A 26,471-nucleotide genomic window follows, 5' to 3' on the forward strand; every position below is an offset into this window, starting at 1 on the left:
GATGGTACCTACAACGACTTCAATGCAAATGGCAAGGTAGATGCAGGCGACCGCATCAACTATACCTTCGTGGTAACCAACACAGGTAACGTAATACTTAAGAATGTTATGGTAACTGATGCCAATGCAACGATTACTGGTGGGCCGATTGCTTCACTTGCAGCAGGAGCGGTAGACAACACTACGTTTACCGGTTATCATACCATCACATTAGCAGATTTAAATAATGCTGGCGTGTTTAATGTGGCAATTGTAAAAGGAACGGATCCAAAAGGAAATGAGATTACAACTCCTTCAAATGATCCAACACCAACATTACCAACTGATCCAAGTTATCCGGTTACTCCGCCAGTAACGCCTTGTCCAACTTGTACCGTAACTCCATTGCCTCAAACACCTAGTATGAGAATATTAAAGAAAGGTACTTATGCTGATACAAATGGCGATGGAGTAGCTAATGTTGGCGATAGAATTAATTACACATTTAATGTAATCAATACTGGAAACGTAGCTATTACTAACATAAACATTACCGATGCCTATGCAACAATGGTAGGTGGTCCAATCGCTATTTTAGCTGCTGGAGCAACTGATAATACTACATTTACAGCATACCATGTGCTCACTCAAACAGATATAGAAAATGGGGGAGTATTTAACGTGGCTGTTGGAACAGGTAAAGATCCTAGAGGAAATGATATTCCACCTACAAGGTCTGATGATCCATCACCAATTTTACCTACTGATCCTAACTATCCGGCTGCACCACCTGTAACACCATGCCCAACTTGTACCGTTACACCAATTGTACAAACACCAAGTATGAGGTTAGTTAAAGATGGTACTTATGCAGACACCAATGGCGATGGAAAAGTAAATGTTGGGGATAGAATTAATTACACATTTAATGTGATTAATACTGGCAACGTAAGCATCAAAAACATCAGTATCACCGATGCTAATGCGATTGTAACAGGTGGTCCGATTGCTAATTTACCAGCGGGAGCGAATGATAACACCACATTTAAAGCTTATCACATTTTAACACAAAGTGATATTGATAATGGTGGAGTATTTAACGTGGCTATTTCTACAGGTAAAGATCCAAAAGGTAATGATGTAACTACACCATCAAATGATCCGAGCCCTATTTTACCAACAGATCCAAGCTATCCAGTAACTCCACCGGTAACACCTTGTCCAACTTGTACCATTACACCAATTGTGCAAGAAGGCAAATTAAGCCTATTAAAAGATGGAGTTTATGTTGATACCAATGGAGATGGCAAAGTAAATGTTGGAGATAGAATTAACTATACTTTTGTAATTACCAATACAGGAAACGTAACCTTAACCAATATTGTGGTTACAGATCCAAATGCGGTAATGACGGGTGGCCCAATTGCTAGCTTAGCTGTTGGTGCTCAAAATACAAGTACATTTACTGGCTATCACATCTTAACACAAGGTGATATTGATAACGGTGGAGTATTTAATTTAGCTACTGCTACTGCTAAGGATCCTAAAAATAAAAATGTTACTACAACATCTGCAGATCCTACACCATTAGCTCCAGGTAGTCCAAATTATCCGGTTACACCACCAACTCCTGTATGTCCTTCATGCACAGTTACACCAACAATTCAATCTCCGAGCATTACCTTAACCAAAGATGGTGCTTATGCTGATACGAATGGTGATGGCATTGTGAATGTAGGTGATCGAGTTAATTACACTTTTGTTGTAACTAATACAGGAAACGTAACCTTAACCAATGTGGTAATTACTGATCCGAATGCTACAATGTTAGGTGGCCCATTGGCAACTTTGGCACCAGGTGCAAGTAACGGCACAACATTTACAGGTTATCATATCTTAACACAAGCAGATATAGATAATAAAGGAGTATTTAATTTGGCAACTGTAACGGCAAAAGATCCAAGAGGAAACAACATTGTTGTTAACTCAACAGATCCAACTCCATTGTCGCCAACTAGCCCGCTTTACCCAATAGTAGCTCCAGTTCCTGCGTGTGCATCATGTACGGTAACTCCAATTGGTCAAACTGGTGCTATAGCATTATTAAAAGCTGTAACAAATACAGGTACTGGTGCTGGAGGAGCGTTTGTATTAGGCAACTCAATACAATATACATTTACCATTAGAAATATGGGTAATGTAAGCCTAAGCAACATCACTCTCGTTGATGCTAAATTAGGCACCGGAACCATATCAGTATCTGGCACTCTATTGCCAGGCGCTACAACAACTGTTGTAAGAAACTATACCATAACTGCGGCGGATATAGCAGCAGGTAATGTGATAAATACTGCAACAGTAAGTGCAAATGTACCTGGTGGATCAACCGTTACAGATATTTCTGGTTCTAATTACACCAACAATACCCCAACAGTAACAGGCTTAGGTAAACCTCCAGTTGCAACTAATGATATTGCTACTACGCTACAGAACAATGCGGTTGTAATTAACATCCAAACAAATGATGTTGCTGGCAGCTCACCAATAGTTGTTGGTAGTGTGATCATAACAGTTCCACCTTTACATGGTACGGTTACTGTTAATGCAAATGGAACAGTTACTTATACACCAACGCCAGGATACACTGGTCCTGATACTTTCACTTACACCGTTAAAGATAGTAATGGACAAACTTCAAATCCTGCAACTGTTGCGATTACAGTAACACCTAGTGCACCTAAAGCAGCTGATGATAACGCAACAACAACATTTAGTAAACCAGTAATTATTCCGATTATAAATAATGATACTAAAGATGTTGCTCCTTTTGATTTAACAACCATCGAAATTGTTAGTCAGCCAAGAAACGGAACGGTTAAAATCAACAGCGATGGCACAATTACGTATACACCAAATGATGGCTTTACCGGAACGGAAACATTCACTTATCGTTTAAAAGACGCTTACGGTAATTACACCAACATTGCAGTTGTAAATGTATTGGTAGAAGGTTTATTCTTCGGTAACGTAATTACGCCTGATGGAGATGGTAAAAACGATGTTTGGATAATTGTAGGTTCAAATAACTACGATAGAATTGAAGTAGAATTCTTTAATCGTTGGGGAAACCAAGTTTATGTTAATAAGAATTACAAGAATGATTGGAACGGTGAAAGATTGAATGAGGGTACTTATTATTATACAGCAAGGTTATACAAAGGCACAAGTTTTACCACGGCCAAAGGTTGGGTTTTAGTTAAACGATAAAAGAAATAGTAATGAAAAAGCATTATATATATCAATCAATTATCTTATTAAGTTTAGTGTTTGCGGGCATAAAGCCTGCAAATGCTCAGCAAAATATTCAGTTCACGCAATATATCTTTAATGCGATGAGCGTAAATCCAGCCTATGCTGGGTATAAAGAAGAATGGTTTGGGCAAATGGCATTACGCAGCCAATGGACTGGCTTAGATGGAGCACCGCAAACAGGTCAGATTTCTTTTGATGGAATTGTTGATCCTGTTACCAAAAGGATGGGTGTTGGTGTTCAGTTATCTGGTGATAAACTTGGTCCTCAATCTTCTACATCGGCCTATGCCAATTTTGCTTATAGACTTAGGTTAGATGCAGAAGACAGCAGACGATTGAGCTTTGGTTTAGCCTTAGGTGTAACTAACTACGGCTTAGATGGCACGCAACTCAACCCTGTTGATCGTGAAGATAGAAATCTTCCGGCCGGACAAATTAACAATTATGTACCTGATGCTCGTTTTGGTGTTTATTACTATACGCCTAAATTTTATGTAGGTGCTTCTGTAATGGATTTACTTTCTGGCGATAGCGATAACGGATTGTTTAATTGGAATTCTGGAACTTCGGAAAATTTGAAGCGGAAAAGACATGTGTATGTGATTGCTGGTATGATCAGTAATATTTCTGATGATTTGCGAATTAGACCAAGTATTTTGCTTAAAGAGGATTTTAAAGGACCTACAAGTTTAGATTTAAGTGCGATGTTTATCTTCGGCGAAAAAGTATGGATAGGAGGCTCTTATCGTACTGGGTTAAATTTATGGAATAAACAATACAGCAGAGATCTTAACCTTACCAACACAAACTCTCTTGCAGGCGTAGCACAATTTTATGTGAACAATAAATTAAGAATAGGGTATTCCTATGATTATTTGTTAAACAGTTTGGCCCAAACGCAAAATGGCACACATGAGATAACCTTAGGAATTACATTTCCGAGGAGTTTTAGTAGGTTGTTAAGTCCAAGATTCTTTTAAGCGCTCGTATCAATTATGAATAAGAAATATATCATTATCGTTTTAATAGCAATTACAACGTTTTCCTCAGCTTTTGCTCAAGAACAGTTTAATCTACGTGATAGGGCAAGGAAACTTTTAGATGAATATCAATACTTTCAGGCCGCAAACCTATACCAAAAATTAGTTGATGTTAAATCTCCAAAACTAGTTGATATGGAAGATTTGGCTTATTGCTATATCAAACTGCAAGATTTTGAAGCGGCAGAAAACTGGTATGCAAGGGTTGTAGCCAATAAAGATAGCAAGCCAGAAAATTTAATTAAGTACGGAGAATCTTTAAAATCTAATCTTAAATATGTTGAAGCTAAAAAAGCTTTTCAGAGCTATTCTACTTTAACAGGAGATCAAAAATCAGTGGAGTTAAATTTAGCTGGATGTGATTCTGCAATGACTTGGATTGCTAACCCAACCATTCATCAATTAAAAAATGAGGCAGGAGTAAATACACCATTGTCAAATTTTGGTGCTTATCCAATTAAAAATTCTTTATTTTTTGTGAGCGAGCCTGATGTTAAATCAAAAAATGTATATGGTAGAACTGGCAGACCTTATCTTCGAATTTATGATGCTGCTAGAGCTGCTGATAATGCTTTGAGCTCACCAAAATTAGAAGCTTCTATCTTTAATAATGGCAATTACCATATCGGACCCATCGCCACTAATAAAAATGGAGATGTTTTTTATGTAACCAGAACAACTACCGGTAAAACTTTAGAAGTTGAGCGAAAAGGTGGTTTTAAATATTCTACGGCCAATTTGGAGTTGTATATTTTTACCCTAAAGGATGGAAAATTAGAAGAAAAATCATTTGCATACAACAATGTAGAAAAGTACTCTGTTGGTCATGCAAATTTAAGTCCAGACGAAAAAACACTATACTTTGTATCTAATATGCAAGGCGGCTTAGGCGGTACTGATATTTGGTTTTGTGAATTACAAAACGATGGAACTTGGGGAGCACCTAAAAATGCTGGTGCTAACATCAATACAGCTAGAGATGAAATGTTTCCAATGATTAATATTGATGGCACTTTGTATTTTTCAAGCAATGGATGGCCAGGTATGGGTGGCTTAGATATATTTGGTGCTAAGGGTGAAAAACTGAATTGGACAAAGCCACAAAATTTAAAATATCCATTAAATTCTGCAGCTGATGATTTTAGTTATTTAATGACTACTAACAGTGCTGATGTTGCAAAAGGTTATTTATCATCAAATAGAAAAGGTGGTGTAGGTAATGATGATATTTATAGTTTTACTTATAACTATATCGCACCAAAACTTATTTTAGCACTAAAAGGTAACGTGGTTAACAAAAAGAATGGTGAAATTATCCCAGCTGCAAGCGTAACATTGTATGGAGATGGGCAGCAAATTGTGGCTCGTCAAAGTAGTACGCAAACTGGTACGTTCTTATTTGATATTTCTCCAGAAAAGACTTATCAAGTATTAGCTCAAAAAGAAAAATTTTATGCTGATTCTATGTCGATATCAACCGTAGGAATTGCCAAATCACAGACTTTATCAGCAGATTTAAAATTAGAGCCTTTATATGAAATAGGTAAAACTATTGAACTGAAAAATATTTTATATGATTTTGATAAGGATAACATTAGAGCTGATGCTGCCAAAATTTTAAATGAATTGGTGCGTACGATGAGAGATAATCCATCATTAGAAATTGAATTAGGATCACATACTGACAGTAGAGGTGTAGACGTTTATAACTTAGACTTATCACAAAGAAGAGCAAGATCTGTTGTAAATTATTTAGTTAGCAGAGGTATTGCCAGAGATAGAATGACTGCTAAAGGTTACGGCGAAACACAACTACTTAATAAATGTAGTAACGGCGTAAATTGTACTGTAGAAGAGCACCAAGCGAATAGACGTACAGAGTTTAAAATTACGAAGTATTAACATTTAAAATTCAAGATGAAATCAGTTGTGATGAAAACGAAAACAGAAAAGGTGATAGCTATTGGCTTAATAGTTATAGCGGCCTTGTGTTTAGCTTTTATTGTTTTTGATATTTTTTGAATGTGATCATTACTTAAAGATTTGTTTTAATTAAGAACTAGCGAAAGCTGGTTCTTTTTTGTTTAAATGATATTGATCTTAAACATTAATGCTTTTTGTTGGTTTTTTAAGCAATGGTTTACAAAATTAATTTAGTAGAAGATAATAAGATCAAAGTACCTAGGTTTGAGGAAGGTGCAGGGTTTTATACTACAAAATTGCGAAGTAAAACCATGGCTAAGATAAGAGGTAAAAACAGCAAACCGGAAATGTTGTTACGTAGAGCTTTGTGGGCAAAAAACATCCGCTTTAGATTGCACAGAAAAGATTTAACAGGTAGGCCAGATTTGGTAATTGAAAAATATAAATTAGCAGTATTTGTTGATGGAGATTTTTGGCATGGTTACAAATGGAACACCGTGAAACCTAAAACAAATCAAAATTTTTGGTATCCTAAAATAGAAAGAAACATACAAAGAGATCAATTTGTAAATCAAAAACTAACCGAATTAGGATATACTGTAATGCGCTTTTGGGAACATGAAGTTAAAACTAACTTAAAAGCTTGTGTAAATCAAGTGTTGTTATTTATCGAAACTTCGAGATCAATTAAAATTCCTTACAATCATTAATATGAATTATGTTGTTAGGATCGTGTTTCTTTTTAATTGATGAAAAGCAAATAAACCTATACAAAGCATAATTGGTACAATATAGTCGTCAATAGGAACAGGTGTAGGTTTGCAACTATTGTCTGCCGGATTATATTTATACACAACACCCCAATTGTTACCTAAAACCTCGCATTTATCTTCTGTGTTAGATCTCATGCTAATTTTATTGTCTCTGATACCGCATTTGGGATCTTCATCCCACCATCTAATTGGAATGGGCTCGCTGTTATAATAAGTAGGATATCCACCAGCGTTTACCCCGCCAGTTGCATTCGGGTAAATATCATTTCCTAGGTTACATCCGTAATATGTTGCATTAACATTATTTGTACAAACAAACAAAATCAACAATATAAAGTAGAATTTAGAACGATGGGAAAGCTTACTAAAGATATTCATTTAGCCATTTTTAGCAATAGCCATGCCATTTATGCTAGAAAAAAGTAAGGTTTTTGTAATTATAATATTTTAAGTGTTTAAACTTACTTCAACAGTCAAATATCGAATTAGATTATAGAAATACAGATTTTCAATGTTTCTGTGTTCAGAAAAAATCCTGAAAAGAATACAACTATTTAGCCCTCGTTTCTCAAAATTTTTAATGGAGGTTGATTTAGAATGCTTCTTGTACTCCAAACTCCAGTAATAACTACCAAGCCTACAACTATACTAAACAAAGCCAAAACAGGTAATAGTGGAGGCGAGAAGCTAGCTTCAAAACTGAATTTTGCCAATAACCAGCTGCCACTTATTGCTAAAACTAATCCCGCTCCTGCGGCAAAAAAGCCTAAAAAGAAATATTCAACCGCATTTATGGCCAAAATTTGCTTCTTGCTTGCGCCTAAAGTTCTTAATAAAATACTTTCTTTAGTGCGTTGGTTTTTACTTGTAAGTACTGATGAAAGTAAAACAACCCACCCTGTGGCCATACTAAAACCTGCCATAAATTTAATTACGAAACCAATTTTATCCAGTAATTCATCTAGTAATTTAAGCACTAAATCTAAATCAATCATCGAAATATTTGGGAAAGCATTCACCACATCACCTTGGTATTTAGCAGAAACCTCTTTAGATGGAACTCTTGTCATTAACACATGAAATTGTGGCGCTGCTTCTAAAACTCCAGCCGGAAAAACAACCCTAAAATTGGTTTGCATCGTTCCCCAGTTTACCTCTCTTATACTGCCAACAACGGTTGCAATTAACATCCCTTGAACATTAAAAAGGATTTTATCTTTCACTTTCACCTTTATTCTGTTCGCATAGCCTTGTTCTAATGATATCGGAATAGTTGTAGCACCTTCATTCACTCTTCCAGTCCATACTCCATCAATTAATTTTTCGGCCGCAGTTAAACTATCCTGATAAGTAGCCCTAATTTCCCCTCTAAAGGCTCGGGCATTGCTGCTATCTGCCTCAAGTTTTTTACCATTAATCTCTTCGATCCTCATCGTGATTATGGGAACTTGGTTCATTAATGGTAAGTTATAAGATTTAGTAAGTTTGTTTAATTCCTCTTTTTGCGTGTTCTGAATATCAAACATCACCATGTTAGGCTGGTTTGCACCAGATGATAGTGTAACTCGATTAATTAAAACTCCTTGTACAAAAAATAAAGTGGCAATAAATGCAGTCGACAGTCCAATTGAAACCGTTAACATTAAGGTTTGATTGTTTGGACGATATAGATTAGCAAAACCTTGTCGCCATAAATAACTCCATGCAGATGGTAAAAACTTCTTAACCAAAAACATCAAAGTTTTAGAAAATAAAAACAGCAATAAAAAGGCAACACCAATGGCTAGCGTAAATGCAATTGTTTGCACAATAGATCTCATTTGTAAATAAGTGAAGCCAAAAACAAACAACGCCATAAGTACATAAACAAACCACAACAACGGATCTCTTTTAGCTTGTCTGTTTTCAAATGAAGCTCTAATTGCATTTAAGGGCGATATTTTTCGAACACTTAGCAGCGATGGCAAAGCAAACAGTACCGATATAATTAATCCTAAAATAATTCCTTGAGCTACGGCCAACCACGAAACTTGCATGGTAATTTCTACTGGAAGAAAATCTTTAAGCACTATTGGCAGTAAAAACTGTATCAATGTTCCCAAAACAGAACCTAATATGGCTCCAATAAATCCGATAATAGAAATTTGTATAAGGTAGATGAAAAAAGCATGTTTGGCTTTTAAACCTAAGCAACGTAAAGTAGCAATGGTGCTCAATTTCTCTTGTATGTAAACATGGATAGCACTACCAACACCGATACAACCCAGTAGCAAAGCTATAAAGCCAGATAAGGCCAAAAACCTGCTCATGTCTCTAAAAGATTTGCCGGTTTCTTCCTTTTTTGAAGCTACGGTTTCTATATCTAAACCATCTTTCTCAAGGTTAGGTTCTAACTTTTTAATGGTATTTGCCAATTCATCCGCATTGCGATACTTGTAATAAAAACGGTAGGTAATGCGACTGCCAATTTTGGTTAAACCTGTTTGTTCTAGATATTTAAGCGGAATGTACACAATTGGCGCAACACTTGCCGAAATACCAGTTTGGCCAGGCGCTTTTTCTAAAATGCCCGAAATTTTAAATTTTAAATCACCCACTTTTACCGAATCGCCCACTTTAGCATTGTATTGCAACATTAAAGTTTGATCTACCAACGCATTTCTATCTACCTGAAAGTTGCCTGCAGCTTGCGTAGGCTTGGTTTCTATTTTACCATAAAATGGGAATTTTCCCTCTAAGGCTTTAATTTGGATGAGCCTGCTTCCACCATTTTTAACAAAGTAAACCATTGAAGCAAAAGTTCGTTCTGTAGCTCTTTCGTCTCCTAAATTTTCGATGTTTTTAAGAGTGGCAGGTGTTATTGCTCTCCTACTTTCGATAATTAAATCGGCGCCAGTTAATTCTTTAGCCTGATTGTTAATATCGTTCTCTAGGTTATCTTTAAAAGAGTAAACCGCAACTAAAGCCGCAATACCTAAAACGATAGACGAGATGAAAAGTAATAAGCGAGAGCGATTTTTTCTACTGTCTCTCCAAGCCATTTTTAACAGCCAAGAAAAACCAATTTGTGATTTTGGGATTTCGCTCTTAAACATGTTGAGGAGTTTCGTTGGCTATAATTTGTCCGCCTTTAATTTTAATAATTCGATTGGTTCTTGCTGCCAAATCTAAATCGTGGGTAACAATAACCAAGGTTGTACCAGCATCTTTATTCAAATCAAACAACAGTTTGATGATTTTTTCACTTGTTTCGGCATCTAAGTTTCCAGTAGGTTCATCGGCAAAAAGTAGGGCAGGTTTGTTAGAAAATGCCCTTGCTAATGAAACACGTTGCTGCTCTCCGCCAGATAATTGTACAGGATAATGGTCGGCTCTATCTGCCAAACCAACTTTTGCCAATAAGTCTAAAGCGAATGATTTACTGTTTTTTTCGCCCCTTAACTCTAAAGGCACCATTACGTTTTCTAACGCGGTTAAGGTTGGCAACAATTGAAAATTCTGGAAAATAAAACCTACATATTGATTACGAACTGCAGCTCTTTCATCTTCACTTAAACGATCTAAAGCCACGCCACTTAAAACAACAGAACCAGAACTAGCCCTGTCTAAACCCGCACATAAGCCAAGCAAAGTTGTTTTTCCGCTACCAGACGGACCAGTAATGGCTACTGTTTCACCTTTAGAAATTGAAAAATTGATATCATTTAACACAGTGAGTGAATGATTGCCGCTTTGATATATTTTGCTTACGTTTTTGATGTCGAGGATGCTTTCCAATGGTAATCGTGTTTTAAGTTTTTAACTATATTTGAGCACAAACATTTATGTGTGATAACCTGTTAAAGATAATAGGTTTGTGAATTAGATTGATAAAATTTAGATATGTTACGAAAACGTTTAATGCCTGCTATTGTTTTGTTGGCCATGCTTAGCGCATGTGGTAACTCGAAAAATGACAACCAAAAAACCAAAACAGATACTTTGGCAGTAAAGAATAAAAACATGACTACAAAAAATATAGTGTTTTTTGGTACGAGTTTAACTGCGGGTTATGGTTTAGATCCTTCTGAGGCTTATCCAGAGTTAATACAAAATAGAATAGATTCGTTAAAATTACCTTATAAAGTTATTAATGCAGGTTTAAGTGGCGAAACATCTGCCGCAGGCAAAAGCCGTATAGATTGGTTATTGAAACAAAAAGTTGATGTTTTTGTCCTTGAGCTAGGCGCAAATGATGGTTTAAGAGGACTTGCAGTTGCAGAAACTACTAAAAATTTACAGGCGATAATCGATGCTGTAAAAAGTAAATATCCTGATGTGAAAATGGTTTTAGCGGGTATGCAAGTTCCACCCAATATGGGCAGTACTTATGCTAACGATTTTAAAGAAATGTTTCCGAAATTGGCGGCTAAAAATAACATGGTTTTAATTCCGTTTTTATTAGATAAAGTTGGTGGTGTACCAGCTTTAAATCAGCCAGATGGTATTCATCCAACTGCCGAAGGTGATAAAATTTTAGCAGAAAATGTTTGGGTGAAGTTGAAGGGGGTTTTGTAAAGAGCTAAGAATTTAGACTTTGAAAATTTTGATATGTATCTGGTTCACAGGCTCAATCAAATTTTGCTAGGTTTTTATGTTCCATTCTGTGGTAATTAGAATTATGTGCAATTCTTTTTTTAAATATTAACTTCGCTTTATTGATAATTCAATCTATTAACACAATGTCATGTCTAAAACACCAAACAAAACAGGTCTACCAGATAATTTAAAAGCTGGTATCGAAAGCCTTTCAGGACAAAACTTAGACGATGTGAAAGTTCATTATAACTCTGTCAAACCTGCACAATTAGAGGCATATGCTTATGCCCAAGGTAGTGATAATCATTTGGCAGATGGTCAGACAAAACATTTGCCTCATGAAGCTTGGCATGTGGTGCAGCAAAAACAAGGACGAGTGCAACCCATACAACAAAATGAAAATGATGCAACCAATATCGATCATAGATTAGAAAATGAAGCTGATATAATGGGGGCTAAGGCTTTTGAGATGTTACAGAGAGAACAAAGTTAATTATCAAATAATATTCTCAATAGCTCAGAATGACGAGCAAACAAAAAAAGACCGATCATCTCGGTCTTTTTTGTTTTATCCTGCAGCTGCACCTGCGCTGTCTGTAGTTTCGTCTTCTTCTTCTTCATCAGGATCACCACCTAGGATGATACGATTGTTGTAATTGTTTAAATTCATGATTCTTTTGGTTGATTGATTATTTTTTTGTTTGCTTATCCTGCTGATCCACCAGCACTGTCACTTGTTTCTTCTTCCTCATCTGGATCACCACCTAGGACGATACGATTAATGTAATTGTTTAAGTTCATGCTCTAAGCTAGTCAATTTATAACTGTTCAACTCATCTGTATAAAAATAAATAAAATTATATATCACGTTTTTTGATGCCAAATAATGCATAGCCCAAACAAAAAAAGACCGAATAAATCGGTCTTTTTCATTGTATTTATCTGAGCTTAATGCTTTTCTTTCATTTTGCTCACAGTGGTATTTAAAGCATTTCTCAATTTCTCAGTAGCACCTTTTAAAGCAATGTCATAAGTATCACCTAAATCGCTGGTTACAATAGGTTGCTTACCTTCTAATCTCGCTTCCAACAAACATTTTTTATCATTTACACCACCTTTGCTGCCATTTTCGTCGCTCATGTGAACTTCAATTCTGGTAATGTAATCAGTATATCTTTCTAATTCTACATTTAACTTTTCTGTAATCTGCGCTTCGTATTCGCTGTGTATCGTTAAATTTTTATCAGTGTTCAGTTGAATAATCATAATGGTTCTAATTTTAGATATGTATAATGATTAAATAACAGCAAAATTTATCGCTTGTTTGTTGAGCAAAAGTAAAATGCAGCATTTTAATGCTAAACACTTCATATACAGTAGAAAATAAAGCCTGCGAAATCAAATCTAAAGGACTGAAGCGAAGAAAGTAATACGTAATACAAACGCTCGTAGGTTCTCTTAGGTTTCTTAGGTGGTTTAAAAAGCTAAACGCTAAAGACCAAAGCGAAATACGCAAGATATTATTGTTGCATTCATAGACCCTAAACTTTCGGACTTCCTAACTTCCTAACTTCCCGACTTTCCAACTCTCAAACTTCCTAACTTCCTAACTTCCCGACTTCCCAACTTTCCAACTTCTTACAACTTAACCGTCATTTCTGCTAAAAACACCTTTTCCTCTTCACTTAAAAGCGGACTAAGCTGCTCATAAACCAATGTATGGTAATTATTTAACCAATCGATATGCGCTTGTTCCAATAATTCTTTTTTAACCAAAGTAGTATCAATAGGAGCCAAGGTTAAAGCCTCAAAAGCATAAAAATCATTAAACTCGTTTACCTCATCTTTTACCGTTAACACTAAATTTTCTATCCTTATACCATGTTTGCCCGGACGGTAAATGCCAGGTTCAATCGAAGTGATCATGCCTAATTCAATTGGAACTGCAGTAGCTGTGGCATTAAAAACCTGCGGACCTTCATGTACATTTAAGAAATAACCAACACCATGCCCAGTTCCGTGGCCATAATTTAAGGCGTAATCCCACATTGGTCGGCGGGTAATGGCATCAATTTGGTACCCACATGTACCTTTCGGGAAACGCGTTTTACAGCCCTCAATCATTGCTTTAAGCACTAAAGTGTAATCTGTTTTTTCCTCTTCAGTATTATTTCCCATTGGGATCACACGTGTAATATCAGTTGTGCCGTATTTGTATTGCCCGCCAGAATCAACCAAAAACAAACCTTCGGCTTTTATAGTAACATCACTTTGCTCGGTTGCGCCATAATGAGGCAATGCTCCGTGTGCTTTGTATGCTGCAATGGTATTAAAACTCTCACCTACAAAACCATCTTGCGCAGCTCTAAATTCCCTTAATTTTGCTGCCGCAGAAATTTCGGTCATTTCTATTTGGCCAACATTGTCTTTTACCCATTTTAAAAACTGAGTGACGGCAACACCATCTTTAAGCATCGCAAAACGTGTATTTTTAATTTCTACTTCGTTTTTAATTGACTTTAATGAAGTAGAAGGATTAATACTTAAAACTTTATGAACCGATGCAGGGATCAATTTGTATAATGCAAAGCAAGTCCTTTTTGGGTCTATTAAAATTGTATTTTCAGAAGGGATGTTGGCTAATGCATCACCCACTGATTCGTATGCCAAAACTTCAACTCCATTATTAGCTAAATCAGTCAAATTAGCCTCAGTAAATTTATTTTTGTCGATATAAATTGCTGCTTTTTCAGTTGTAATTAATGCAAAACTCAAAACCACTGGATTGTAGCTTACATCACTACCACGCATATTAAAAAGCCAAGCCATATCATCTAATGATGAAATTAAATGGTAATTCGCATGATTTTGTTTCATTACATTTCTTACAGCAACTAATTTCTCAGCAACAGATTGACCGATATATTTCTCATCAATTAAATAAGCTGGTTGATTAGGCAATTCAGGTCTATTCTCCCAAATGGCACTTAAATAATCCTGATGTTTAAATTCTACTTGTTTAAATGCCAATTGTTGTTGCAATAAATCGCCCAACACAACAGAAACTAGCTTTTCATCAAAAGCAACTTTAGCACCTTGTGGCAAAACCTCACTTAACCAAGTTATATATTCGGGATTGTTTTGAACTTTCAACTTTACCAACTCAAAACTACTATTCACCAATTGTTCTTCAGCTTGTTCAAAATAGCGAGCATCGGCCCACAAACCTGCAAAGTCTGCTGTAATTACAACAGTGCTTACAGAGCCTGTAAAGCCAGTTACAAAACGAATACATTTATAGTGGCTTGGCAAATATTCACTAATATGTGGGTCGGCAGATGGAATAATATATGCTGCAACGCCATCCTGTTTCATTTGCTGTCGAATGGCGGTTAGTTTTTCAATGTAAGTCATGCAACAAATGTGAGAGTTTTAAAGTTTATAGTCAACCAAAATCTTACATATACCACTCACAACTCACAACTTTTTTATTAGCTTTGTATATATGCTATCAAAAAAGACAAAATACGCCATCAAGGCACTGGTAATATTAGGTAAAAACATTACCGAACCACCAATGCAAATTGCCCGTATTGCCGAAGAAGAGCATATTCCTAAAAAATTTCTAGAGCAAATTCTGTTAGATTTACGCAACGCTGGTTACCTCTACAGCAAAAAAGGAGCTGGGGGCGGTTATAGTTTAAATAAAGATCCGAAAGATATTTACCTAGTAGATATTTTACGCATTACCGATGGACCAATAGCCATGGTGCCCTGTGCCAGCTTAAAATTTTACCACCGCTGCGAAGAATGCCATGATGAGGTTACCTGCGGTATCCGTAAAGCTTTTATCGATGTTAGAGATGCTTCGCTTAAAGTGCTAGGCGAAACCAGCATAGCCAACATCATCGAACGAGAAAAAACTGCCATCAACCCAGATTTAGTTTAAGTTGGTATCTTCTGAGACTTAATTTCTGGTGCATTATTTATGTCCCCCTTTGGAGAGTTTACTCAGATTTATCGGAGGGCAGGGTAAGGATATTTTAGTAGCCGTTAAAATTATTTAGAAGCGCAGTTTCAGTATTTCATCGGCTGCATCAGTCCCGCCAATGCTTCAATCCCCGATGAAGAACCGGGTATTTCCGCGTATGTCGGGGCTAAAACGCAATTCATTTGCAACTATTTAGGTTTTTGCCAGCATCAAGATTTAAATTACCATTTGGATGATAAGCCACGACTTAAATGAACTTATATTTCTTACATAGTGAAAAACCCTGGTCTGTGGCACACAGAACACATTAAGCTTATTTTTTATTTTCAAGATATTATCATGCAGTCCCCCTTTGGAGAGTTTAGTCCGATTTATTGGAAGGGCAGGGGGAGGATATTTGATTGTATAGGTTTCATCAATCTCGCCCATGTTTCTGTTCGTGAAGACACGAAGCGAGGCGGTGAGGGTATATAATAAACTGCAACCTTGGTCTGTTGCACACAGAACACTTTCAACAATTTTTAACCTTACGATTTACATTAGGGCTAAAAGCACTTGCTTAATTTCTTTCTCCTTTAGGGGAGGGAAAAACAATAGTAGCCCAACCACAAAATGTTGCAAGGGTGAGGTTTAGCCATAATGTACAACCCTTAAATCTTAAACCTGATAAGAGCGTAAATCCTTTTCTGTTTGTTATCCTGACGTTAGCCGATTTTATATCGGTAGCGAAGTTAAAAGAACAAACAAAAAAGATTGCCTGCCTGCGGTAGGCAGGCAGCAAATAGCAGGACTGCCGGTTGCCTAAAGCATATACCATTCCTTTTCAAATTTTTTTAACAGCCTCATACTTCATAAACTACTGAATTTGAAAAAAAGTTAAAATAAAAAGACGACTAAGTCTATATACTTTATATATTTGCAACATCATATTTTGTTTGCTCGCTTATTTTACTTTAATAAGCAAATAAAATATGGCAGAAGTAGGCTGTCTACTTCGAATTCTTAAATCAAATTTTTTGTATGCAAAGTTTTAGAACAGAACTAGAAAATCCGGTTGTGGAGAGAGATATTATCGATCTGGAGAAAAAAATCAATGATTTTCGTTCTGGAAAAATACATGAAGAACGTTTTAGAAGTTTACGTTTAGCAAGAGGAGTTTACGGGCAACGCCAACCTGGTGTGCAAATGATCCGTATAAAATTGCCTTTTGGTAAAGTGAATTTTAAACAATTGTTGCGTATTGCCGACATTGCCGATGAATACGGAAGTGGTAATTTGCATTTAACTACGCGTCAGGATATTCAGTTGCATTATGTTAGTTTAGATAGAACGCCAGAACTTTGGGCAAAGCTAGAGCAAGATGATATCACGTTGCGTGAAGCCTGCGGAAATACAGTTCGAAATGTCACTTCATCACCAACATCGGGCATTGACCCTGATGAGCCTTTTGATGTTTCTCCTTATGCACAAGCGGTTTTTGCTTATTTTTTGCGCAATCCAATTTGCCAAGAAATGGGACGGAAAATTAAAATTTCTTTTTCTTCGAGTGATAAAGATACCGCCTACAGTTATATCCACGATTTAGGTTTTATTCCTAAAATTAATGAAGCTGGAGAGCGTGGTTTTAAGGTTTTATTTGCAGGCGGTTTAGGTGCACAGCCATTTTTAGCGAGTGCCATCAATGATTTTTTACCAGAAGACCAGCTTATTCCGTTTACTGAATCGGTTTTACGTGTTTTCGATAGACATGGCGAACGCAACAACAGAAATAAAGCTCGTTTAAAATATTTAGTGCAAAAATTAGGTTTAGATGAGGTTTTACGTTTGGTTGATGAAGAAAGAACAGCCAATAAAGTAAAAACTTATAAAATAGATTTAACTACGGTTCCGTTGCCTAGCTATCCATTTACACAAGATTATGCTGAAGTTGTTTTAGAAAACGAAAACCATTATCAGCATTGGTTGGCTACAAACGTTTTTGAGCAAAAGCAAGGTGGTTTGTTTGGTGTTTACGTAAAAGTTTTGGTTGGCGATATTAAAACCGATAAAGTACGAGCTTTCGTAAATGCGGTGAGACCTTACGTAGCCGATGAAATTCGCATTACCCAAAATCAGGGATTGTTATTAAAATTTGTGCAAGAATCAGCATTGCCATCTTTATACAAAGCACTATCAGATATCGGCTTTGCCAATGCAGGTTTCGATAGTTTGGCAGATATCACCACTTGTCCGGGTACCGATACCTGTAATTTAGGGATTTCGAACAGCATGACTTTAGCTGAGGTTTTGGAAGAGGTGATTTATGAGGATTTTCCAGAATTTATTTACGAGAAAAACATCAAGATTAAAATTTCTGGCTGTATGAATTCTTGTGGTCAGCATGGTTTAGCAGAAATTGGTTTTCATGGCAGTTCGGTAAAGGCAGAAGGAAAGGTTGTGCCAGCGGTGCAGGTAATGTTAGGTGGCGGAACGGTTGGAAATGGTGTTGGTAGAGTTGCCGAAAGAGTGATTAAAGTGCCATCTAAAAGAGCGCCACAGGTTTTACATTTTTTATTGAATGATTTTAAGACTAACAATTTAGGCGAAGAAAATTTCCATCAATATTATGATAGAAAAGGTAAAGATCATTTTTATCAGTTACTAAAACCACTTGGTGATTTAGCAAATTTAAAAGCAGAAGAGTTTGTAGACTGGGGGCACGAAGAGACTTTTGTAACTGCAATCGGCGTAGGCGAATGTGCAGGTGTGGTAATTGATTTGGTTGCTACACTGTTGTTAGAAGCCGAAGAAAAATTAGGTTGGGCAAATGAAACTTTGCAAAATAAAGCCTATTCGGATTCGATTTACCACAGCTATAGCACCATGGTAAATGCAGCAAAATCTTTATTGTTAGATAAAGGAATTAACAGCAGCACACAAGTTGGCGTAATAAGAGAATTTGATAACCATTTTGTAGAGAGTGGTGAGTTCAATTTTGGTGGTTCTTTTGCCGATCTAGTGCTTCAAATTAATAAAAATGAACCATCTGCGGAGTTTGCTCAACGATATTTTGGAGAAGCAAATGATTTTTTAAATAAAATAAAAGTCCTAAGGGCAACAGTATAATGTTAGATAGAAACTTAAATATAATCCCAAAAATAACCTTACTAGGTGCTGGTCCCGGCGACCCAGATTTGTTGACTTTAAAAGGCGTAAAGGCCCTGCAAACTGCCGATGTGGTGTTGTATGATGCTTTAACTAATGAAGCTTTGTTAACTCACGCACCTGCCGAAGCGATTAAAGTGTATGTTGGCAAACGCTCTGGCGAACATTCTTTTGCACAAAATGCCATTAACAAATTGATGGTAGATTATGCGTTGAATTATGGTCATGTGGTACGTTTAAAAGGTGGCGATCCGTTTGTGTTTGGCAGAGGTTACGAAGAATTGGATTTTGCAGATTCGTATAATATTCCTGTAGCAGTTATCCCTGGTATTTCTAGTTCTATTGGAGTTCCAGGTTTGCAACAAATTCCTGTTACCCATCGCGGATTAAGTGAAAGTTTTTGGGTTATTACGGGCACGGTTTCTAGTGGCGCATTGTCTGATGATATTTACCAAGCTGCAAAATCTAACGCGACAGTGATTATTTTAATGGGATTAAAAAAACTGGCAGAAATTGTAGAAATATTTAAGGCAGAAGGCCGCCATAATTTACCAGCTGCGGTTGTGCAAAACGGTTCATCAGAAGATGAAAAGTTAGTGGTTGGTACAGTTAGCTCTATTTTAGAAATTACTAAAAGAGAAAAAATACAAGCACCAGCATTGTTAATTTTTGGTGAGGTAGTTTCTTTACATCCATCATTTAAAAAGTTGATTAAACAATATGTTGCCATCTCCTAAAATTGATATTGATGTAGCTTTTTCTGCTGAAGAAAAAGGGAACCAACTTTTTCCGGTTTTTATAAAACTGAACAAGTTGCGTACCTTATTAATTGGTGGTGGAAACATTGGTTTGGAGAAACTAACAGCAATTTTAAATAATAGCCAACTGGCTGATGTAAAATTAGTTGCCAAAGAAATTAATGTAGAGATTTTTGAGTTGGCTAAAAATTATCCAAACCTAAAAATTACACAAAAAAGCTATGATATAGATGACTTAAATGAAGTAGATATCGTATTTGCAGCTGCCAATGATAACGTTTTAAATGAAATTATAAGAACTGATGCACATCAAAAAGGATTGCTGATTAATGTAGCCGACAAGCCAGATTTATGTGATTTTTATTTAGGTTCTATCGTTCAAAAAGGAGATTTAAAAATTGCAATTTCTACCAATGGTAAATCGCCTACCATTGCTAAACGTTTAAAAGAAATTTTAAATGAAGGAATACCGGCAGAGTTAGATGATACTTTGCAAAACATGAGTGCATTGCGCCAAACCTTAAAAGGTGATTTTGCATCGAAAGTGAAAAAGCTAAATCAGGTTACACAGGGTTTAGTAAATAATAAAAAAAGCTTCGCAGAGCGGAATATCAAATGGCTAATTTGGGTTTCAGCAGTATTATTTATTTACACTGCAGGTTTAACACTATGGAATACAGAGCCAGCATTTAAAACTTTTTTAATAGATATCGATCCTCTATTTTATTGGTTTTTGGGAGCTGGATTTGTTTTTGCCATGATAGATGGAGCCATCGGCATGTCTTATGGCGTAACTACCGCATCTTTTTCATTGGCAATGGGTTTGCCTCCGGCATCAGCAAGTATGGCAATTCATATTTCAGAAGTATTAAGTAATGGTATTGCTGGTTGGATGCACTATAAAATGGGTAATGTAAATTGGAAACTTTTTAAAATTTTAATCATCCCAGCTATAATAGGAGCCGTTTTAGGTGCTTATATTTTATCTTCACTTGAACATTATAGCGCCTATGTAAAACCAATTGTTGGTGTTTACACGCTGTGTTTAGGTGGTATTATTTTATTGAAAGCATTTAACATCAAAAACAAAAAAACAGGCGCTCAAAAAATCAAAAAAATTGCTCCATTAGGTTTTGTTGGTGGTTTTATTGATGCCGCATTTGGCGGAGGTTGGGGATCAATCGTTTTGTCTAGCCTAATTGCAGGCGGCCGGCACCCATTATTTTCATTAGGAACGGTAAAAATATCTAGGTTTTTTATTGCCACTTTAAGTTCACTTACTTTTTTTACGATGTTAGGCGGTAGGTATTGGGAAGCGGTTGTAGGTTTAATTATTGGAAGTGCTTTGGCATCGCCAATTGCTGCAAGAGTATCAAACAAAATTTCTGCAAAAACAATTATGGTAGCAGTTGGCATAATTGTAATGTTAGTGAGTTTGCGCAGTGTGATTATATTTATTTTAAAATTAATATAAATGGAAGAATTAGAAAATTTAAAGCAAGAATTGACTGGTTTAACCATTGTTGAAAAACTTTGGTATTTGACCAAAAAATACCAAGGCAAAATTGTTTTTAGCACCAGTTTTGGTTGGGAAGATCAAGTTATTACTGATTTGATTTTTGCCAATAAAATCCCAATTAAAGTTTTTACGCTAGAAACAGGAAGGTTGTTCCCTGAAACTTATTACGTGTGGAACAGAACTTTGGAAGTCTACAAACAAACCATTCATGCTTATTATCCACAGGCAGATTTGTTAGAAAGAATGGTGAACACCAAAGGGCCAAATAGTTTTTATGAGTCTGTTGAGAATAGAAAGGAATGTTGCCATATCCGTAAGATTGAGCCGTTAAAACGTGCCTTATCTGGAAACGAGATTTGGGTAACCGGAATTAGGGCAGAGCAAAGTGCAAACCGAGAAGATATGCAAGATTTAGAATATGATGCTTCAAATCAACTCGTTAAATTTCATCCCATATTCGATTGGAGTTTAACAGAGGTGAAAAAATACATTAAAGACAATAACATCGTGTACAATACTTTACATGATAAAGGTTTTCCGAGTATCGGCTGTGCCCCATGTACAAGAGCTGTACAGCCCGGCGAAGATTTTAGAGCAGGCCGATGGTGGTGGGAAGATCAAAGTAAAAAGGAATGTGGATTACACAATACGGCAGAAGAGGTTGTCGCTAGCAAGGAATAAATAGGATGGAAGATGGGAGAGGTAAAATGGAAGGTTTGAAGAAAGCTGAAGGACTTAAACCATCTTCATTGCGAGGTACGAAGCAATCTTACAGCGAGGTGCTTGATAAAATACAGTCCCCGGTTCGTGTCTTCACGAAATGAAATATAAAAAATGGTTTGTGGGGAAACAAAACATGGCGATATAATTAGCTATGAAACTCTGAGGGGTGTCGGCCTTTGGAGGGTGCTGGGGGAGGAATATAATTTTGTTTTTCTGTCTCCATGAAGCAAAATAAGAAGTATTAAATAAATTGGTTCGTGAGGACACGAACCAAGGCAACAAGAGAATATCTGGAACTTGTAATTCAACCTTACAACATTCCAACTTTAAAACATTACAACATTTACAAATGAGCGAATACAATTTTGATTATTTAGACGAACTTGAAGCAGAAGCTATTCATATTTTACGTGAAGTAGCTGGGCAATTTGAGAAACCAGCATTACTGTTTTCTGGCGGAAAGGATTCGATTACATTAGTGCGTTTGGCAGAAAAAGCATTTAGACCAGGAAAATTTCCTTTCCCATTAGTGCATATAGATACTGGTCATAATTTCGAAGAAACCATTCAATACCGTGATGAAATGGTGGCTAGAATTGGCGAGAAACTAATTATTGGTTCTGTACAACAATCTATTGATGAAGGAAAAGTAATTGAGCAAACCGGCAAAAATGCAAGTAGAAATGCTTTACAAACGGTAACACTTTTAGATACCATTTTAGAACATAAGTTCGATGCCTGCATTGGTGGTGCCAGAAGAGATGAAGAAAAAGCTCGTGCAAAAGAGCGTATTTTCTCGGTACGAGATGAGTTCGGACAATGGGATCCAAAGCGCCAACGCCCCGAGTTATGGAATATTTACAATGGTAAAATCCACAAAGGTGAAAACGTAAGGGTGTTTCCAATTAGCAACTGGACCGAGCTTGATGTCTGGAATTACATCCGCCGTGAAAACATCGCTTTGCCAAGTATTTATTTTGCACACCAACGCGATTGTATTACCCGTAACGGTCAGTTAATGGCTGCATCTCCATTTTTAAATATGGATGATGATGATGTAGTTACAAGCAAAAAAGTGCGTTTCCGTACCGTTGGCGATATGTCTTGTACCGCTGCGGTAGAATCTGATGCCGATTTGATTGATGACATTATTCAAGAAATCAGTGAATCTAAAATCTCGGAACGTGGCGCCCGTTTAGACGATAAAGTTTCTGAAGCCGCAATGGAAGACAGAAAAAAAGGGGGGTATTTTTAAGGGAGTATCAAGTAGCGAGTATCAAGTATCAAGATTTGGTATGAGCCCTAATAATTCATTAAAAAAATTTAATATATAGTATTGGTAACAAGCTTGCAAAGTCTTGATACTTGATACTCATATCTCAATACTAAAAACAAAATGAACATACTAAAATTTTTTACCGCAGGCAGTGTAGATGATGGCAAAAGTACCCTCATTGGTCGCTTGTTATACGATACCGATTCTATTTTAGCAGATCAATTGGAAGCTTTGCAAAGTTCAAATCGCAAAAATGATGATGGTACCATAGATTTAGCCATTTTAACAGATGGTTTACGAGCCGAACGTGAGCAAGGCATTACCATTGATGTGGCTTATAAATATTTCCAAACCGCAAGGCGAAAATTTATTATTGCCGATACTCCCGGACATATACAATATACCCGAAACATGGTTACAGGTGCTTCTACCGCTAATTTGGCCATTATTTTAATTGATGCTAGAAACGGAGTTGTAGAGCAAACTATCCGCCATTCTTACTTGGTTTCGCTTCTAGGCATTAAACATATTGTAGTTGCGGTAAACAAAATGGATATGATGGATTACAGCGAAACTGTTTTTAATGCCATTAAAGAAAAATACAAAGCTTTAGCACAAAATTTGGGCTTAAAAGAGGTTACTTACATTCCGGTTAGCGCACTTAAAGGCGATAACATTGTGCAACCATCTGCAAATATGGATTGGTACGGCGGAAAAAGTTTATTGCACTTTTTGGAGCAGGTTGATACCGATTTGCAAGACAAAACAACCAAAGCTCGCATGCCTGTACAATGGGTAATTAGGCCACAAACAGATGAACTACACGATTACCGTGGTTACGCAGGTAGAGTTTTAAGTGGCACTTTTAAAGTTAATGATCGCATTACAGTTTTACCTGCTGGTACAAGTTCTACCATCAGTAAAATCGAATTTTTCGAAAATGAATTGGAGCAGGCATTAGCTGGTCAATCTGTAACTATTCACTTAAAAGATAATATTGATATCAGTAGAGGAGATACCTTGGTTAATTCATCGGCTTTGCCAATAGAGTCTAAACTAATTGAAGCAGATTTATGTTGGATGGATACCCGAGCTTTAGATACATCGATTATGTATTTAATTCAGCATAATAGCAAAATTACCAAATGTAAAATCAACGAGATTTTGCACAAAGTGGATATCAATACCTTGGAAAAACATGCCGCTGATGAATTTAAATTGAATGATATTGGACGTGTAATTGTTAAAACAGCCGATGCTTTGGCCTTCGATTTATATGGCGATAACCGTGCAAATGGATCAGCAATTTTAATTGATAGCCGTACAAATTTAACTGTTGGCGCATTAATGTTTAGAGCTTCGGTAGAGTAGATTAGGACATTGGTTCAATAGTTCATTAGTCTTATTATTTGGAAAAGCAATTTCAGCGGGGCATCGGTTACGGTAGTCCCGCTTTCATTTCAATCTTTTTGTGGTTTAACGATAGTTGACTGATGAATATGGGCAGCAGCAAATTATTAATCGGATGACTAAATTGGCTAATGAAAAAGGATTTTCATTCAATCTGGTTTGTTGTACTTCTTTTTCTGCAACTATTTATGTTTTACTAGCACTAGCCTTCGTTTTTAGCCCCAATTGAAGCGGCTTATCCCGATTTATCGGGAATATAGCGTAAAGTGGGACTAACATTAATAGAAGTACTTCATCTGCGCTTCAAAAAAATCATTTCACTTCCCAATCAAAGTCTAAATCAATTAAACCATGTATTACTTGATCTACTTTAAATGCTGGGTAGCGCTGGTAAATTCCTTCAGCATAAACGCTATTTGTTAAGGTAATTTCAGGTAGGGTTAATGGTAATTTATCAAATGTTAAAGCGTGATAATAATAGGCTCTTACATTAACTGTTAAGCAATAGGTTTTATTGGCCTGTAGCGGAATTTGGAAATAAATAAAATTGTATTTGCTTGGGTTATTGTTGTTAAAAGTAAAGGTGTTCAGTAATTTTTGTTCATCTGCATCCCAAAGCGATAACCTCAAATTGCCTGTTTGCGGGTTTTTTATCCTAATACCTCGTATACGTCCATTTTTATGAGGTCTAAATTCAATCCCCAATTCTAAATTTGGCTCGCCATATTCAACTTTTCTACAATTGGTTGGGTATTGGAAATAATGCTTAGCAAACACACCTTCTTCACCGGCATAGCTGATGCCATTTTTAAGTAAAGTACAGCTTATTGATATGCTAATTAAAACCCAAAATAACACTAACTTTTTCATTAAAGCTTTTAATATGATTTATCAATTTCCCTCAGCTTCTCGCTTTTTTCTTCTTTCTTCGGCTGCTCTTTCTCTAGCTAATCTTTGTCTTTCTTCTCTGGCTTGCTGTGCTGCTTCCTTTTCGGGGTCGTTTCTTTGTGGCGATGATGTTCTTTGCGGTTGTCTGTTGGTGTTTTGTTCTCTTTGCCTGCGTATTTCTTCTGCTCTTTTTTCTCTATCAATTTGAGCATTTAGGGCATTGCGTTGACGCTCATCCTCTCTACGTACATTTTCTCTTCGCTTCTCTTCTGCTCTTTTTTCTTGATCAATTTGTCTATTTAGCCTATCTCTTTCTTTTTGCTCTTCTTGTTGTTGTAATTTTTCTTGTCGTCTTTTCTCAGCTTCTTGAGCCTCCTCTCTTCGTTTGGCTTCTAAAAGCTTTTTACATTCTACATACTTTCTGGTTTCTTCATTAACTTGAGCCGATGTTTGTCCCTTTTTATATTGTGGCAATGGGCAGGGAGCATTTTTGCTTTGTTCATTTGATTTTTTTTGAGCCGAGGTTGCCGTTGCCAATCCAATTAAAATTAGCAAAGCTGATGTTTTTAAAAGTTTCATATTATGTTTTATAAGAGTCAAGAAAATAGCTATTTTTCAAATTTTATCGATAACTCATCAGAAGTATTGTTGCTAACCAACAATTCATTTTGGTTATTTAAGCCGGCTACTACAATAACTAATCTTAATTTTAAAGGCTTACCATAAGCTTGCGCTGGTGTAGTTTTAAAGGTAAAATTTTGCTTTCGCAAAACTTCTTTTCCAGGTTCTATAGCTTGCAAGGGCATTACATCCGAACGAACATGTATTACACTTTCACGCATGTCGTTACCCACTCTTTGTGTGCCTAAAAACCTATATTCGGCATAAATAGTAGTAGGTTTAGAAGTTGCTAAGCCAATATTTTTCACCATAAAGTTGATGGGAATATTTATCCTACCCGGTATGCCTTCTACTATTTCTATGCCATTGCCAGAACCTACAAGTACGGGAACCAACTCGAAAGTTAAATCTGGTAAAGCTCTTGAGACAGATTTATTAGGGTTGCCTGCAACTGCAGGGTTAAATTTATCTTTTTGTGCGGTAGCGCTTACCACGCTAACCAGCAGTGCTGCCATCATTAAAAGCTTTTTCATCAT

21 protein-coding genes are annotated in these 26,471 nt (G+C 36.4%); 13 read left to right on the forward strand and 8 right to left on the reverse strand.

What is annotated here, in order from left to right:
* The 4 genes from AC07XU_RS15855 to AC07XU_RS15870 all read left to right on the forward strand — a co-directional run.
* The coding region (locus AC07XU_RS15855; protein ID WP_494944614.1) for a DUF7507 domain-containing protein at positions 1-3,246 on the forward strand (3,246 nt) is incomplete at its 5' end.
* A gap of 11 nt (positions 3,247-3,257) precedes the next feature.
* Positions 3,258-4,271, forward strand: coding sequence for a PorP/SprF family type IX secretion system membrane protein (locus tag AC07XU_RS15860; protein ID WP_494944615.1), 1,014 nt, complete (start codon positions 3,258-3,260; stop codon positions 4,269-4,271).
* A gap of 15 nt (positions 4,272-4,286) precedes the next feature.
* Positions 4,287-6,233, forward strand: a complete 1,947-nt coding sequence (locus AC07XU_RS15865; RefSeq protein WP_494944616.1) for an OmpA family protein — start codon at positions 4,287-4,289, stop codon at positions 6,231-6,233.
* A 233-nt stretch (positions 6,234-6,466) separates the two neighbouring features.
* A complete protein-coding gene (locus tag AC07XU_RS15870) occupies positions 6,467-6,964 on the forward strand; it encodes a very short patch repair endonuclease (protein ID WP_494944617.1) in 498 nt (165 codons plus the stop codon).
* Between the two features lie 6 nt (positions 6,965-6,970).
* On the opposite strand, the gene AC07XU_RS15875 is transcribed toward AC07XU_RS15870, so the two are convergent.
* From AC07XU_RS15875 to AC07XU_RS15885, 3 genes are all read right to left on the reverse strand, one after another.
* Positions 6,971-7,405, reverse strand: coding sequence for a hypothetical protein (locus tag AC07XU_RS15875; RefSeq protein WP_494944618.1), 435 nt, complete (start codon positions 7,403-7,405; stop codon positions 6,971-6,973).
* 176 nt (positions 7,406-7,581) lie between these two features.
* Positions 7,582-10,122 carry an ABC transporter permease gene (locus tag AC07XU_RS15880; RefSeq protein WP_494944619.1) on the reverse strand — a complete coding sequence of 847 codons (2,541 nt, stop codon included), beginning with the start codon at positions 10,120-10,122 and terminating at the stop codon, positions 7,582-7,584.
* Positions 10,115-10,804 (reverse strand): ABC transporter ATP-binding protein, encoded by a 690-nt coding sequence (locus AC07XU_RS15885; protein WP_494944620.1) that lies wholly within the window; start codon positions 10,802-10,804, stop codon positions 10,115-10,117. Before AC07XU_RS15885 ends, AC07XU_RS15880 begins: the two co-directional genes overlap by 8 nt.
* A gap of 105 nt (positions 10,805-10,909) precedes the next feature.
* Between AC07XU_RS15885 and AC07XU_RS15890 the strand changes: the two genes are divergently transcribed.
* Both AC07XU_RS15890 and AC07XU_RS15895 read left to right on the forward strand, forming a co-directional pair.
* Positions 10,910-11,584, forward strand: a complete 675-nt coding sequence (locus tag AC07XU_RS15890; RefSeq protein WP_494944621.1) for an arylesterase — start codon at positions 10,910-10,912, stop codon at positions 11,582-11,584.
* Positions 11,585-11,753: 169 nt separating this feature from the next.
* Entirely contained in the window at positions 11,754-12,098 is a 345-nt protein-coding gene (locus tag AC07XU_RS15895) for an eCIS core domain-containing protein (protein WP_494944622.1), read from the forward strand.
* 455 nt (positions 12,099-12,553) lie between these two features.
* Here the strand turns inward: AC07XU_RS15895 and AC07XU_RS15900 are convergent, their stop codons facing one another.
* Positions 12,554-12,871 carry an HPF/RaiA family ribosome-associated protein gene (locus AC07XU_RS15900; RefSeq protein WP_494944623.1) on the reverse strand — a complete coding sequence of 106 codons (318 nt, stop codon included), beginning with the start codon at positions 12,869-12,871 and terminating at the stop codon, positions 12,554-12,556.
* A 372-nt stretch (positions 12,872-13,243) separates the two neighbouring features.
* Positions 13,244-15,019, reverse strand: coding sequence for an aminopeptidase P family protein (locus tag AC07XU_RS15905; RefSeq protein WP_494944624.1), 1,776 nt, complete (start codon positions 15,017-15,019; stop codon positions 13,244-13,246).
* Between the two features lie 91 nt (positions 15,020-15,110).
* On the opposite strand from AC07XU_RS15905, the gene AC07XU_RS15910 reads away from it, so the two are divergent.
* From AC07XU_RS15910 to AC07XU_RS15940, 7 genes are all read left to right on the forward strand, one after another.
* Positions 15,111-15,554: an RrF2 family transcriptional regulator gene (locus AC07XU_RS15910; protein ID WP_494944625.1), complete on the forward strand. Its 444-nt coding sequence runs from the start codon at positions 15,111-15,113 to the stop codon at positions 15,552-15,554.
* Between the two features lie 1,062 nt (positions 15,555-16,616).
* Entirely contained in the window at positions 16,617-18,701 is a 2,085-nt protein-coding gene (locus tag AC07XU_RS15915) for a ferredoxin-like domain-containing protein (RefSeq protein ID WP_494944626.1), read from the forward strand.
* Positions 18,701-19,477: a uroporphyrinogen-III C-methyltransferase gene (gene cobA / locus AC07XU_RS15920; protein WP_494944627.1), complete on the forward strand. Its 777-nt coding sequence runs from the start codon at positions 18,701-18,703 to the stop codon at positions 19,475-19,477. Before AC07XU_RS15915 ends, cobA begins: the two co-directional genes overlap by 1 nt.
* Positions 19,461-20,972, forward strand: a complete 1,512-nt coding sequence (locus AC07XU_RS15925) for a TSUP family transporter (RefSeq protein ID WP_494944628.1) — start codon at positions 19,461-19,463, stop codon at positions 20,970-20,972. The genes cobA and AC07XU_RS15925 overlap by 17 nt, the downstream gene beginning before the upstream one ends.
* Positions 20,973-21,698, forward strand: coding sequence for a phosphoadenylyl-sulfate reductase (locus AC07XU_RS15930; RefSeq protein ID WP_494944629.1), 726 nt, complete (start codon positions 20,973-20,975; stop codon positions 21,696-21,698). It begins immediately after the preceding gene.
* Positions 21,699-22,089: 391 nt separating this feature from the next.
* Positions 22,090-22,995 (forward strand): sulfate adenylyltransferase subunit CysD, encoded by a 906-nt coding sequence (gene cysD, locus AC07XU_RS15935; protein ID WP_494944630.1) that lies wholly within the window; start codon positions 22,090-22,092, stop codon positions 22,993-22,995.
* Positions 22,996-23,136: 141 nt separating this feature from the next.
* Complete coding sequence (locus AC07XU_RS15940) at positions 23,137-24,387, forward strand: sulfate adenylyltransferase subunit 1 (RefSeq protein WP_494944631.1); 1,251 nt, start codon at positions 23,137-23,139, stop codon at positions 24,385-24,387.
* Between the two features lie 351 nt (positions 24,388-24,738).
* Here the strand turns inward: AC07XU_RS15940 and AC07XU_RS15945 are convergent, their stop codons facing one another.
* From AC07XU_RS15945 to AC07XU_RS15955, 3 genes are read right to left on the reverse strand one after another with little or no spacing between them, the layout of a single operon-like run.
* Entirely contained in the window at positions 24,739-25,296 is a 558-nt protein-coding gene (locus tag AC07XU_RS15945; RefSeq protein ID WP_494944632.1) for a DUF4082 domain-containing protein, read from the reverse strand.
* Positions 25,297-25,317: 21 nt separating this feature from the next.
* Entirely contained in the window at positions 25,318-25,893 is a 576-nt protein-coding gene (locus AC07XU_RS15950) for a hypothetical protein (RefSeq protein WP_494944633.1), read from the reverse strand.
* A 29-nt stretch (positions 25,894-25,922) separates the two neighbouring features.
* Positions 25,923-26,471, reverse strand: coding sequence for a hypothetical protein (locus AC07XU_RS15955; protein ID WP_494944634.1), 549 nt, complete (start codon positions 26,469-26,471; stop codon positions 25,923-25,925).

This window comes from Pedobacter sp. GW456-11-11-14-TSB4 (assembly GCF_059424425.1).

Bases quoted from the DNA above. Each gene is read 5' to 3' on its own strand.
- AC07XU_RS15910 (WP_494944625.1), top strand. From the start codon at position 15,111: ATGCTATCAAAAAAGACAAAATACGCCATCAAGGCACTGGTAATATTA.
- AC07XU_RS15870 (WP_494944617.1), top strand. From the start codon at position 6,467: ATGGTTTACAAAATTAATTTAGTAGAAGATAATAAGATCAAAGTACCT.
- AC07XU_RS15890 (WP_494944621.1), top strand. From the start codon at position 10,910: ATGTTACGAAAACGTTTAATGCCTGCTATTGTTTTGTTGGCCATGCTT.
- AC07XU_RS15915 (WP_494944626.1), top strand. From the start codon at position 16,617: ATGCAAAGTTTTAGAACAGAACTAGAAAATCCGGTTGTGGAGAGAGAT.
- cobA (WP_494944627.1), top strand. From the start codon at position 18,701: ATGTTAGATAGAAACTTAAATATAATCCCAAAAATAACCTTACTAGGT.
- AC07XU_RS15940 (WP_494944631.1), top strand. From the start codon at position 23,137: ATGAACATACTAAAATTTTTTACCGCAGGCAGTGTAGATGATGGCAAA.
- AC07XU_RS15950 (WP_494944633.1), bottom strand. From the start codon at position 25,893: ATGAAACTTTTAAAAACATCAGCTTTGCTAATTTTAATTGGATTGGCA.
- AC07XU_RS15900 (WP_494944623.1), bottom strand. From the start codon at position 12,871: ATGATTATTCAACTGAACACTGATAAAAATTTAACGATACACAGCGAA.
- AC07XU_RS15880 (WP_494944619.1), bottom strand. From the start codon at position 10,122: ATGTTTAAGAGCGAAATCCCAAAATCACAAATTGGTTTTTCTTGGCTG.
- cysD (WP_494944630.1), top strand. From the start codon at position 22,090: ATGAGCGAATACAATTTTGATTATTTAGACGAACTTGAAGCAGAAGCT.
- AC07XU_RS15930 (WP_494944629.1), top strand. From the start codon at position 20,973: ATGGAAGAATTAGAAAATTTAAAGCAAGAATTGACTGGTTTAACCATT.
- AC07XU_RS15875 (WP_494944618.1), bottom strand. From the start codon at position 7,405: ATGAATATCTTTAGTAAGCTTTCCCATCGTTCTAAATTCTACTTTATA.
- AC07XU_RS15945 (WP_494944632.1), bottom strand. From the start codon at position 25,296: ATGAAAAAGTTAGTGTTATTTTGGGTTTTAATTAGCATATCAATAAGC.
- AC07XU_RS15895 (WP_494944622.1), top strand. From the start codon at position 11,754: ATGTCTAAAACACCAAACAAAACAGGTCTACCAGATAATTTAAAAGCT.
- AC07XU_RS15865 (WP_494944616.1), top strand. From the start codon at position 4,287: ATGAATAAGAAATATATCATTATCGTTTTAATAGCAATTACAACGTTT.
- AC07XU_RS15860 (WP_494944615.1), top strand. From the start codon at position 3,258: ATGAAAAAGCATTATATATATCAATCAATTATCTTATTAAGTTTAGTG.
- AC07XU_RS15955 (WP_494944634.1), bottom strand. From the start codon at position 26,471: ATGATGAAAAAGCTTTTAATGATGGCAGCACTGCTGGTTAGCGTGGTA.
- AC07XU_RS15905 (WP_494944624.1), bottom strand. From the start codon at position 15,019: ATGACTTACATTGAAAAACTAACCGCCATTCGACAGCAAATGAAACAG.
- AC07XU_RS15925 (WP_494944628.1), top strand. From the start codon at position 19,461: ATGTTGCCATCTCCTAAAATTGATATTGATGTAGCTTTTTCTGCTGAA.